Raw genomic sequence first — 11,439 nt, forward strand, 5'->3', positions numbered from 1 at the left:
GATGAAACTTGAGAAATTAAGAAACTTGTTCGAACAGCTGGGGATAGACGGAATGCTGATTACAAGCAGCATCAATTTGCGCTATATGACCGGTTTTACAGGGTCAGCGGGCTTAGCTGTCATATCCGGGGACAGGGCTGCATTTATTACAGATTTCCGTTATACGGAGCAGGCGAAGGTTCAGGTAAAGGGCTTTGAAATCATCGAGCACGGCGGCAGCCTGATTCAAACAACTGCCGACACAATTGAAAAATTCGGCATCAAACGCCTTGGTTTTGAACAAAACAGTATGACCTACGGTACATACGCGTCATATAACGCGGTTATCAGTGAGGCTGAATTAGTGCCTGTGGCTGAATCCGTGGAAAAGTTGCGCTTGATTAAGTCTAATGAAGAGATTAAGATATTAGAGGAAGCTGCGAAGATTGCAGATGATGCTTTCAGCCATATCTTGACGTTTATGAAACCCGGCATTTCTGAAATAGCTGTTGCCAATGAATTGGAATTTTATATGAGAAACCAAGGAGCGGACAGCTCTTCTTTTGATATGATTGTCGCCTCAGGCCTTCGGTCAAGCCTTCCCCATGGGGTGGCGAGTGACAAACTGATTGAAAGCGGGGATCTTGTTACGCTGGATTTTGGCGCTTACTATAAAGGATATTGTTCTGACATTACCCGTACGGTCGCTGTAGGCCAGCCAAGTGATCAATTGAAAGAAATTTATCAGGTCGTATTTGATGCTCAGGCACGTGGCGTCGAACAAATTAAGCCGGGCATGACAGGCAAAGAGGCTGACGCCCTGACAAGGGATCATATCGCTGCAAAAGGCTACGGTGAGTACTTCGGCCATTCAACCGGGCATGGGCTCGGCATGGAAGTTCATGAGTCGCCGGGGCTGTCCGTCAGATCTTCAGCTATCCTTGAACCGGGCATGGTGGTTACAGTGGAGCCGGGCATTTACATACCAGAAACTGGCGGTGTCCGAATTGAAGATGACATCGTAATTACAGAAAACGGCAACCGGACAATTACCCATTCCCCAAAAGAACTCATTATTTTGTGATTGGAATATAGGAGGACATTAAACATGATTTCAGTAAACGATTTCCGTACAGGATTAACAATTGAAGTGGATGGCGGCATTTGGCGCGTTGTTGACTTCCAGCACGTAAAACCGGGTAAAGGCGCGGCATTTGTTCGTTCTAAACTTCGCAACCTGCGTACCGGTGCCATTCAGGAAAAAACATTCCGTGCTGGTGAAAAAGTGGCAAAAGCGCAAATCGAAACAAAAACAATGCAATACTTATATGCGAACGGAGACCAGCACGTATTTATGGATACAAGTTCTTATGAACAGCTTGAACTGAGTGAAACTCAAATTGAAGAAGAATTAAAATATCTGCTTGAAAATATGTCTGTACACATCATGATGTATCAGGATGAAACACTCGGTATCGAACTACCGAACACGGTTGAGCTGAAAGTGGTAGAGACTGAACCTGGTATTAAAGGTGACACTGCATCAGGCGGTACAAAACCTGCGAAAACCGAAACTGGTCTTGTTGTAAACGTGCCGTTCTTTGTCAATGAAGGCGACACACTTGTAGTCAACACATCAGATGGTTCTTACGTTTCAAGAGCGTAAGGAGAAAAAAGAGGCCTGTTCCCAATTGGGAGCAGGCTTTTTTTTGTACGCAAAAACAGAATCTTTCTTTTATACGAAAATGGCAAGACTACTTCCGCAAGCTAGAGCATATCATATAAAAAAATGGGAGGTTGGGAGAGTGCTATGAAATTTTTTCTTGGAAATATCAATTCTACTGTTTTGACGATGGCCGGATTGCGAGTTTTATCCTCCATGATTGAGCTGACGGCCGCGATTGTGATGCTTGTGACAAATGATGTCCGCAAAGCGGTTGTGGTTAACAGCATTCTTGCTATTGTCGGTCCGCTGATTTTTATCATTACCATGACTGTGGGAATCTACCAAATTGCCGGGCAGCTGTCATATGCAAAACTGATCTTGATTTTTACGGGTGTCGTGTTGATTTTAGCGGGTGTCCATAAATAAAGAGAGGCTTGTCATAAAGTCTGCCTCACATCATACATTTTAAAGAAGCCGATCGGTAGAAAGGAGGAGACTCTGTTGAATGAAATTGCTGACGTTCTCCCTGAATCCATGAAAAACGCCCTTTCTGAAATACCGGAACATCAATGGCTGGAAATCGAAGAAATCAGAATTCGGGTTAACCGCCCTGTTGAACTGATAAGAAAAGGACAACCTCTTTTTTTGTCCTATGCGGGCACGGCCGAGGATGCCCATCTGATCCTCAGCCGGCTGAGCAATTATAGTATGTATACGCTCGAAGAAGAGCTGAAGAAAGGGTATGTCACCATTAGGGGCGGTCATAGAGTCGGACTTGCAGGCAGAGTCATTACAGAAAACGGAGGGGTGAAGGGTCTCCGTGACATTGCGTCTTTTAATATACGAATTGCCCGGCAAAAGCTCGGAATTGCAGAGCCGCTGCTGCCTTATCTGCATCATAACGGCTGGTTGAATACATTGATTATCGGTCCGCCGCAAACCGGTAAAACAACCCTGCTTCGGGATCTTGCCAGACTTGCGAGCAGCGGCAAGAACCGCATTGCGCCCGTAAAGACTGGCATCGTCGATGAACGCTCAGAAATTGCCGGGTGCCTGCGCGGCATTCCGCAGCATCAATTCGGACAGAGAATTGACGTGTTAGATGCCTGTCCGAAGGCAGAGGGGCTGATGATGATGATCCGGTCCATGAGTCCCGAGGTGATTATCGTCGATGAAATTGGAAGGGCGGAGGATACAGACGCACTTCTCGAGGCGCTGCATGCCGGTGTCTCGGTCATCGTATCCGCGCATGGCTGGAGTATTTCTGATCTAATGAAGCGGCCTTCATTAAAGCGTCTGTGGGAAGAAAAAGCCTTTGACCGCTATTTGGAATTATCCAGAACGAAGGGGCCGGGTACGATAAGCCGTATTTATGACAAAGACGGAAACGTGCTTTCGGGAACGAGGGACGTGAAGACATGCTGAAGCTGTTAGGCGCTGTATTCATAGTAGCTGCGACAACATGGACAGGTTTCGAGACGGCGAAAATTTATACAGAACGGCCGAGGCAAATCCGTCAGCTGCGTGCGGCGCTCCAATCCCTTGAGGCAGAAATCATGTACGGCCATACACCGCTTCATACTGCTTCGCAGCAGATCGCAAAACAGCTTGCGCAGCCTGTTTCGGCTCTATTTCTCAGTTTTAGCGAACAGCTGGAAAAAGGCAGTGATTCCGCTAAAACGGCATGGGAGCAAAGCTTAAAGAAAGTGTGGGACAACATGTCACTGAAAAAAGCTGAATATGATGTGCTGAAGCAATTCGGCGAGACGCTCGGGATTCACGATCGAATCTCACAGCAAAAACATATCAAGCTGGCACTTACACACTTAGAGGCATCGGAAGCGGATGCTGAGCAGGCACAAGCGAAAAATGAAAAGATGATAAAAAGTTTAGGCTTTTTAGCGGGCTTGTTACTCATTCTTCTATTGATGTAAACGTGAGGGGAGCAAAAATAAAATGGGAGTAGACGTGAATGTCATTTTTCAAATTGCCGGAGTGGGAATCGTGGTCGCGTTTTTACACACGATTTTGGATCAGATGGGAAAAAAAGAGTACGCCCAGTGGGTGACGCTGTTAGGTTTTATCTATATTTTATTTATGGTCGCCACCATTGTGGATGACCTCTTTAAAAAGATAAAAGCTGTGTTTTTATTTCAAGGATAGGGGGGGCTTGCAGATTGACATTGTTCAAATTGTAGGTTTAGGGCTGATCGCCACCTTCCTTTCTTTGATCGTGAAAGAACAAAAGCCGACATTTGCCTTTTTAATTATCGTATTTGCCGGATGTGTTATTTTTCTTTATCTGGTAGATCAAATCTACGACATTATCAGAATGATTGAAAAAATCGCCGTCAACGCCAATGTCAACATGGTATATGTTGAAACGATTTTAAAGATTATCGGAATCGCCTATATTGCTGAATTCGGGGCGCAGCTCACCAAGGATGCCGGTCAAGGAGCCATTGCCTCGAAAATAGAATTGGCGGGAAAAATTCTGATTCTCGTTATGGCTGTTCCTATTTTAACCGTGATTATTGAAACGATTCTCGGACTTATACCTTCCATGTCATAACCGAAAGGAGGCGGCAGATTGAAGCGTTTTCAATGGGCGTTGGTTCTTGCGGTGCTGCTCGTATTAGGCTGCGCAGAAACTGTACAAGCTGCAGACGATTCGGTCCAAACAGAAGAACATACCGAAACGCCGAAGCAATTGGCTGAAAAAACGGCAGAGTCGCTTGAAACAGACAAGATCGGTGAATTTTGGAATGACATAATGACGGAGTACGGCGGCCTGCTGCCGGAAAGTCAAAAAGGAAGTTTGCTTGAGTTTATAAACGGCGATAAATCCTTTTCACCGCAAGAATGGCTGAAGGCTCTCTTTTCTTATTTGTTTCATGAAGTGCTTGCCAATGGAAAGCTTCTCGGCACGTTGATTTTGCTGACGATTTTCTGCGTCATTCTTCAACTGCTGCAAAATGCATTTCAGCAAAGCACAGTCAGCAAGGTTGCCTACGCAATTGTCTATATGGTGCTGATTATCCTCGCGCTGAACAGCTTTCATGTAGCGATCAATTATGCGACGGAGGCGATTCAGACGATGACCAGTTTTATTTTGGCTCTCATTCCTCTCCTGCTGGCGCTTTTGGCTTCCTCTGGAGGAGCTGTATCTGCGGCCTTCTTTCATCCTGTTATACTCTTTCTTATGAATACGAGCGGTCTGCTGATACAAAACATCGTCATGCCGCTGATTTTCTTATCAGCGATTCTGAGCATTGTCAGTACAATGACAGAACAGTACAAAGTAACGCAGCTGGCCAACCTTCTCAGGAATATCGCCATCGGAGCGCTGGCAGTCTTTCTCACTGTGTTTCTCGGCGTCATTTCTGTGCAGGGGGCCTCGGCGGCAGTGACAGACGGCATTACGCTCAGGACGGCTAAGTTTATTACCGGCAACTTCATCCCTGTTCTTGGAAGAATGTTTACTGACGCAACGGATACAGTGATCAGCGCGTCCTTATTGCTGAAAAATACGGTAGGAATTCTAGGTGTCGCCATTTTGATTTGTATTGCGGCTTTCCCGGCAATCAAAGTGCTTTCTCTCGCTTTTATTTACAAGCTGGCAGCCGCGATTCTTCAGCCGCTCGGCGGCGGTCCGGTCATTACCTGTCTCGATGTCATCAGCAAAAGCGTCATTTATATTTTTGCGGCTCTCGCCATTGTGTCTCTCATGTTTTTTTTAAGCCTTACCGTCATTATTACAGCCGGAAACCTCACGATGATGATGAAGTAAAGGAGGCTGGCGGATGAGTTTTCTAACTGAATGGCTTACCAGCATCGTCTTATTTATCCTATTTGCAATCGTCATTGATATGCTGCTGCCGAGCTCCAGCATGCAAAAGTACGCAAAAATGGTCATCAGCCTGCTGCTGATCGTCGTCATGCTTACTCCAATTTTTAAGCTTTTCAAAACAGACCCCGAAGTCATCTTTGAATACCTCACCAAAAACGGACAATCGGAATCTGCAGAAATAAAAAATCAGATCAATTCAAAAAAAATAGAAATACAAGCTTCCCAGCGCGCATATATTTTAGAAGAAATGGCTGTCCAACTAAAAAAGAAAGCGGAGGAGATGTTCAGTCATGACGAATATAAAGTAGACCAAATCAAGATCACGGCAGGAGAAAAAGTAGATTCAGAAGAGGATATCAAAACAATCAGCGTGTATATGGCCCCGTCTTCTGAAAAAACGGTCCAAACGGTCGCGCCGGTCGACATTAATACGGATCATGCATACGTCACAAAAGATACAGCGGAACAAAAAGAAGCTAAACAGATTCAGGGAAAGCTTGCAGACATCTGGGAAATCGGCAGTGAGAAAATTACGGTTCATATGGAAGGCGGGGAGAGGATCGGCAATGAATAAAAACGGATTATGGAACGTATTGAAAAAGCAGTTTCTTCCGGGGCAATCGAAGGACGGCGAAAAACCGAAGCTGACCAAATATCATTACTTTCTGTTCGTTTTTGTTCTCGGCGTCTCCTTTATGCTTGTCAGCCAGCTCTTTTCTTCACCGGAGAAAACGGAAAACGCCCAGACTATAACAGCACCGGCATCAGCTGATTCGGCGGACAGCAAAGAGAAAACAGCTGAAGTGTTTAAGGCCTCAAAATCTGATGATCCTAAAAACTCTATTGGCGATTACGAAAAAGAATATGAAAACCAGCTGAAGGAAATTCTTGAAACCATTATCGGCGTGGAGGATGTCTCGGTTGTGGTTAATGTGGACGCAACGTCACTGAAGGTTTATGAAAAAAACAAATCAAGCAAAAATACAACAACTGAAGAAACTGACAAAGAAGGCGGAACCAGAAGCGTGACGGATCAAACATCAGAGGAAGAAATCGTTATGATCAGGAATGGGGATAAAGAAACACCTGTTGTCGTTCAAACGAAAAAACCGGATATACGCGGTGTACTCGTTGTTGCTCAAGGAGTGGACAACGTTCAAATAAAACAAACCATTATTGAAGCGGTGACACGGGTCCTGGATGTTCCAAGCCACCGGGTTGCGGTTGCCCCTAAAAAAATAAAGGAGGATTCATAAATGCTCAAAAAACAAACTGTTTGGCTGTTAACAATGCTCAGTCTTGTTGTGGTGTTAAGTGTTTATTATATCATGTCACCTGAAAGTAAAAACGCGGTGCAGATGCAAAGTGAAAAAAGCCCGTCAGACAGCGGTGAAGTAGCAACTGAAAAAACACCTGCCAAGGAAGACACAAAGGAAAAAAACGGTACTGAAACAGAAAAAGAAGACGGAACAAAGGGTACGAAAGATTCTTCTTCAGACAAAGAAACTTCCGCTGAAGCAAGTGAAAAAGGAACGGTTGTGACCGAAACCGCCGACGATGATCTCTTCACAACATACCGCCTTGATTTGGAAGATGCCAGAAGCAAAGAACGGGAAGAACTGAATGCGATCGTATCCAGCGACGATGCAACAGCAAAGGAAAAGAGCGAAGCATATGATAAAATGACAGCCCTCAGTGAAGCGGAAGGAACAGAAAAACAGCTTGAAACACTGATTAAAACACAAGGCTATGAAGATGCCCTCGTAAATGCGGAAGGAGACAAAATCAACATCACGGTCAAATCTGACAAACACTCTAAATCGAAAGCTACAGCCATCATAGACCTTGTTGCAAAAGAGATTAAAACGATGAAAGACGTTGCGGTTACATTTGAGCCTTCCAAATAGTTATTGAACAACCGCCCGCCGAAACGCGGGCTTTTTGTATGCCAGTCATATTAGAGTTGAATTCAAAAGTCCGCTCCTGTAAGATAAACATAGTATGTACTTTTAGTAGTAACCTATAAAAAAGAAATTTCATACATAGGAGTGCGATTGAATGTTAAATATTAAAGAAATCCACGAACTGATTAAAACAATTGACGAATCTTCAATTGATGAATTCGTATATGAAAATGAAGGTGTTTCCCTAAAACTGAAAAAACATGAAACGGGCACTGTTCAAGTGATGCAGCAAGCGCCGGCAGCACCTGTACAAGCAGCAGCTCCGCAAGCGCAGCAAGCAGCGCCGGCACCTGCACAAGAGGCGCCGAAACAAGATGAAAACCTGCATCAAATCAAATCACCGATGGTGGGAACATTTTATGCTTCTTCATCACCGGAAGCCGGTCCTTATGTAACAGCAGGCTCTAAAGTAAATGAAAACACAGTTGTTTGCATTGTAGAAGCAATGAAGCTATTTAACGAAATCGAAGCGGAAGTAAAAGGCGAAATCGTTGAAGTGTTAGTTGAAAACGGCCAGCTGGTTGAGTATGGACAACCTCTATTTCTTGTAAAAGCAGAGTAAGGAGACTTAACATGATAAAAAAGCTATTGATCGCCAACAGAGGAGAAATTGCTGTCAGAATCATCAGAGCCTGCAAAGAGCTCGGTATTGAGACTGTCGCCGTTTATTCAGAAGCTGATAAAGATGCCCTGCATGTACAAATGGCTGATGAGGCTTTTTGTATCGGACCGAAAGCATCAAAAGACAGCTATCTAAACGTTACAAATATCGTAAGTGTCGCCAAGCTGACCGGTACAGACGCTATTCACCCGGGCTACGGTTTTCTAGCTGAAAACGCCGACTTCGCGGAATTATGTGAAGAAGTAAATGTCACGTTTGTCGGACCTAGCGCTGAGGCCATTTCAAAAATGGGAACAAAAGACGTTGCGCGGGAGACGATGAAGCAGGCGGGCGTGCCGATTGTTCCAGGTTCACAAGGAATTATAGAAAATGTGGAAGAAGCGGTTTCGCTAGCTAATGAAATTGGGTATCCTGTAATTATAAAAGCCACCGCAGGCGGAGGCGGTAAAGGAATCAGGGTTGCGCGCACCGAAGAGGAACTGATTAACGGCATTAAGATTACTCAGCAGGAAGCTGCAACTGCATTTGGAAATCCTGGTGTTTACATCGAAAAATACATAGAGGATTTTCGTCATGTTGAGATCCAAGTGCTTGCCGATAATTATGGAAATACCATTCATTTGGGCGAACGTGACTGCTCGATTCAAAGACGCCTTCAAAAGCTTTTGGAAGAATCACCATCTCCTGCGCTTGATTCAGAAATCAGAGAGCAGATGGGTGAAGCGGCGGTTAAGGCTGCAAAAGCAGTTGGCTACACAGGCGCGGGAACAGTTGAATTTATTTATGACTACAGAGAACAGCGCTACTACTTCATGGAAATGAACACAAGAATTCAAGTAGAGCACCCAGTTACAGAAATGGTGACAGGAACAGACCTGATTAAGGAACAAATCAGAGTCGCATCAGGAATGGAACTCAGCCTCAAGCAAGAAGATGTTGTATTTGAAGGCTGGGCCATCGAATGCCGAATTAATGCGGAAAACCCAAACAAAAACTTCATGCCGTCACCTGGTGAAATTAAAATGTATCTGCCGCCGGGCGGTTTAGGTGTCCGTGTAGATTCAGCCGCGTATCCGGGCTATACCATCCCTCCGTACTACGACAGCATGATTGCGAAAGTAATCACATACGGAAAAACGAGAGATGAAGCGGTTGCCCGCATGAAGCGCGCACTAAGCGAATTCGTCATCGAAGGCATAGAAACAACAATCCCGTTCCACATCAAACTGCTTGAACACGAAACATTTGTTAGCGGAGAGTTTAATACGAAATTTTTAGAAACATATGATGTAATGGGCTCATAATTTTTACGGAGGTGAATTGAATGAAAGACAACAGCTTGCTTAAGATGGATCATGAAGACACGCATTTAGGTAAGGTTGAGATCGCGCCGGAAGTCATTGAGGTGATTGCCGGTATTGCGGCTTCTGAAGTTGACGGCGTTGCTGAAATGCGCGGAAACTTTGCGACAGGCGTCGTCGAGCGCTTCGGCAAAGTAAACCATGGCAAAGGTGTAAAAGTCGACTTGGCGGATGACGGAATTACGATCGATGTCTACTGTGTTGTCGCATTCGGCGTTTCTATTCCGAAAGTCGCAGCGGCCGTTCAGGAAAACATTCGTCAAACCTTATTAAATATGACGTCTCTTTCAATTAACGAGATCAATATTCACATCGTCGGCATTCAATTTGACACAAAAGCCCAGGAAGTCGAAATCGACGAAGAAATGTAAAATGGCTTAACAGGAAACCAAGGGGAGGGCGGCCCTTTGGTTTTTTTACACGTTACCCTTTATTTCAAAGCATGAAGAAAGCCGGCTCAAGTCAGCCGAGTTTCTTCATGATCGTGAAATCCGAATGATCATATAAAGGTTTGTAAAAATATTCGGTAATAGGGTCGGAAAACCTTGATTTCAATATGCGGATACGAAAAAAATATGTTATGATCTCTTTATGGCTTAACGACAAGCAGATAAAGAGGATCAAAGGAGAAAGAAAATGAAAAGAAGAACAGCAAGAGAAAAAGCTTTGCAGGCACTATTTCAAATTGATGTCAGCGATATTGCAGTGAATGAAGCCATTGAGCACGCATTAGATGAAGAAAAGACAGATCCTTTCTTTGAACAGCTTGTACACGGGGTATTGGAACACCAGATTCAGTTGGATGAAATGATTTCGAAACATCTGGTGAATTGGAAACTGGATCGGATTGCCAATGTTGACCGTGCTATTTTGCGTCTGGCAGCATACGAAATGGCATATGCCGAAGACATTCCGGTAAATGTCTCCATGAACGAAGCGATTGAGCTGGCGAAACGGTTTGGTGATGACAAAGCGACAAAATTTGTAAACGGGGTTCTTTCTAACATTAAATCTGATATTGAACAATCATAGGAGGAAAGAAAATGACTGCAACAATCATCGACGGAAAAGAAACGGCAAAAGAAAAACGCGAACAATTGGCAAAAGAGGTAGAAGAGCTTAAAAAGCAAGGCGTCACTCCCGGCCTGGCGGTTATTCTGATCGGAGATGACCCAGCTTCTCATTCTTACGTGCGGGGAAAGAAAAAAGCGGCAGAAACAATGGGCATGAATTTTAAGCTTGATCAATTCGACAGCAGCCTCACAGAAGCTGAACTGCTTTCGATTATTGACAAATACAATGAAGACCCTGAGTTTCACGGAATTCTCGTTCAGCTTCCGCTTCCAGACCATATTTCTGAAAAAGCGGTGATTGAACGTATTTCTCCTGATAAGGATGTAGACGGTTTTCATCCGTTAAATGTAGGGAAAATGCTATTAGGTGAAGATACATTTCTTCCTTGCACGCCGCACGGAATTGTTGAGCTTTTGAAAAAAACCAATATTGACCTTTCCGGTAAAGAGGTTGTTGTAGTCGGCCGAAGCAATATTGTCGGTAAACCTGTCGGCCAGCTTTTATTAAATGAAAACGCGACAGTGACATACTGTCATTCAAGAACAAAAGATATATCTGAACATACGAAAAAAGCGGACATCCTGGTGGTGGCGGTCGGTAAAGCCAACTTTATCACTGCTGACCAGATAAAAGAAGGCGCCATCGTAATTGACGTCGGCGTTAACCGTTTGGAAAGCGGGAAGCTTTGCGGAGACGTTGAGTTTGAAGGAGCGAAGGAAAAAGCATCCTTTATTACACCTGTTCCAGGCGGGGTCGGTCCGATGACCATCACGATGCTTGCGCATAATACTGTTAAATCTGCGAAACGTACGTTATTATAGATCTTTGGAGATATTCAGAGATGGAACAAAGCACTGCCTCTGGATAATGAGCACGATACCCGCTTCTTCAGGCTCCTTAAGCCAGGGCGGGTTTTCTTTAGT

16 protein-coding genes are annotated in these 11,439 nt (G+C 44.5%); all 16 read left to right on the plus strand.

Annotated elements, in window-relative coordinates:
- Nucleotide 1: 1 nt before the first annotated feature.
- The 16 genes from papA to folD all read left to right on the plus strand — a co-directional run bounded on the left by papA (nt 2) and on the right by folD (nt 11,337).
- Nucleotides 2-1,063, plus strand: a complete 1,062-nt coding sequence (papA, locus tag V6D42_RS02980; RefSeq protein ID WP_229146884.1) for an aminopeptidase PapA — start codon at nt 2-4, stop codon at nt 1,061-1,063.
- A 24-nt stretch (nt 1,064-1,087) separates the two neighbouring features.
- The gene (gene efp, locus V6D42_RS02985; RefSeq protein WP_024122022.1) at nt 1,088-1,645 is read left to right on the plus strand and encodes an elongation factor P; all 558 of its coding nucleotides are present in this window, start codon (nt 1,088-1,090) and stop codon (nt 1,643-1,645) included.
- Between the two features lie 144 nt (nt 1,646-1,789).
- Nucleotides 1,790-2,071 carry a YqhV family protein gene (locus V6D42_RS02990; RefSeq protein ID WP_010334901.1) on the plus strand — a complete coding sequence of 94 codons (282 nt, stop codon included), beginning with the start codon at nt 1,790-1,792 and terminating at the stop codon, nt 2,069-2,071.
- A 75-nt stretch (nt 2,072-2,146) separates the two neighbouring features.
- A complete protein-coding gene (spoIIIAA, locus tag V6D42_RS02995; protein ID WP_333512328.1) occupies nt 2,147-3,070 on the plus strand; it encodes a stage III sporulation protein AA in 924 nt (307 codons plus the stop codon).
- Nucleotides 3,064-3,579 (plus strand): stage III sporulation protein SpoIIIAB, encoded by a 516-nt coding sequence (gene spoIIIAB, locus V6D42_RS03000; RefSeq protein WP_024122020.1) that lies wholly within the window; start codon nt 3,064-3,066, stop codon nt 3,577-3,579. The genes spoIIIAA and spoIIIAB overlap by 7 nt, the downstream gene beginning before the upstream one ends.
- Nucleotides 3,580-3,601: 22 nt before the next feature.
- Nucleotides 3,602-3,808 (plus strand): stage III sporulation protein AC, encoded by a 207-nt coding sequence (spoIIIAC, locus tag V6D42_RS03005; protein ID WP_003153142.1) that lies wholly within the window; start codon nt 3,602-3,604, stop codon nt 3,806-3,808.
- Between the two features lie 7 nt (nt 3,809-3,815).
- Nucleotides 3,816-4,217, plus strand: coding sequence for a stage III sporulation protein AD (gene spoIIIAD / locus V6D42_RS03010; protein ID WP_010334898.1), 402 nt, complete (start codon nt 3,816-3,818; stop codon nt 4,215-4,217).
- Between the two features lie 18 nt (nt 4,218-4,235).
- Nucleotides 4,236-5,435, plus strand: coding sequence for a stage III sporulation protein AE (spoIIIAE, locus tag V6D42_RS03015; protein ID WP_010334897.1), 1,200 nt, complete (start codon nt 4,236-4,238; stop codon nt 5,433-5,435).
- Nucleotides 5,436-5,448: 13 nt separating this feature from the next.
- Entirely contained in the window at nt 5,449-6,069 is a 621-nt protein-coding gene (spoIIIAF, locus tag V6D42_RS03020; RefSeq protein ID WP_010334896.1) for a stage III sporulation protein AF, read from the plus strand.
- The gene (gene spoIIIAG, locus V6D42_RS03025) at nt 6,062-6,751 is read left to right on the plus strand and encodes a stage III sporulation protein AG (protein WP_010334895.1); all 690 of its coding nucleotides are present in this window, start codon (nt 6,062-6,064) and stop codon (nt 6,749-6,751) included. Before spoIIIAF ends, spoIIIAG begins: the two co-directional genes overlap by 8 nt.
- A complete protein-coding gene (gene spoIIIAH, locus V6D42_RS03030; protein ID WP_010334894.1) occupies nt 6,752-7,402 on the plus strand; it encodes a stage III sporulation ratchet engulfment protein SpoIIIAH in 651 nt (216 codons plus the stop codon).
- Between the two features lie 151 nt (nt 7,403-7,553).
- The gene (gene accB, locus V6D42_RS03035) at nt 7,554-8,021 is read left to right on the plus strand and encodes an acetyl-CoA carboxylase biotin carboxyl carrier protein (RefSeq protein WP_333512329.1); all 468 of its coding nucleotides are present in this window, start codon (nt 7,554-7,556) and stop codon (nt 8,019-8,021) included.
- Nucleotides 8,022-8,032: 11 nt separating this feature from the next.
- Nucleotides 8,033-9,385 carry an acetyl-CoA carboxylase biotin carboxylase subunit gene (accC, locus tag V6D42_RS03040; RefSeq protein WP_333512330.1) on the plus strand — a complete coding sequence of 451 codons (1,353 nt, stop codon included), beginning with the start codon at nt 8,033-8,035 and terminating at the stop codon, nt 9,383-9,385.
- Between the two features lie 20 nt (nt 9,386-9,405).
- Complete coding sequence (yqhY, locus tag V6D42_RS03045; RefSeq protein WP_010334891.1) at nt 9,406-9,813, plus strand: fatty acid biosynthesis protein YqhY; 408 nt, start codon at nt 9,406-9,408, stop codon at nt 9,811-9,813.
- A gap of 265 nt (nt 9,814-10,078) precedes the next feature.
- The gene (gene nusB, locus V6D42_RS03050; protein WP_010334890.1) at nt 10,079-10,474 is read left to right on the plus strand and encodes a transcription antitermination factor NusB; all 396 of its coding nucleotides are present in this window, start codon (nt 10,079-10,081) and stop codon (nt 10,472-10,474) included.
- 11 nt (nt 10,475-10,485) lie between these two features.
- Nucleotides 10,486-11,337, plus strand: coding sequence for a bifunctional methylenetetrahydrofolate dehydrogenase/methenyltetrahydrofolate cyclohydrolase FolD (gene folD / locus V6D42_RS03055; RefSeq protein ID WP_010334889.1), 852 nt, complete (start codon nt 10,486-10,488; stop codon nt 11,335-11,337).
- Nucleotides 11,338-11,439 lie beyond the last annotated feature (102 nt).

The sequence above is a fragment of the Bacillus sp. 0909A genome (genome assembly GCF_036765115.1).
Lineage (GTDB): Bacteria > Bacillota > Bacilli > Bacillales > Bacillaceae > Bacillus > Bacillus mojavensis.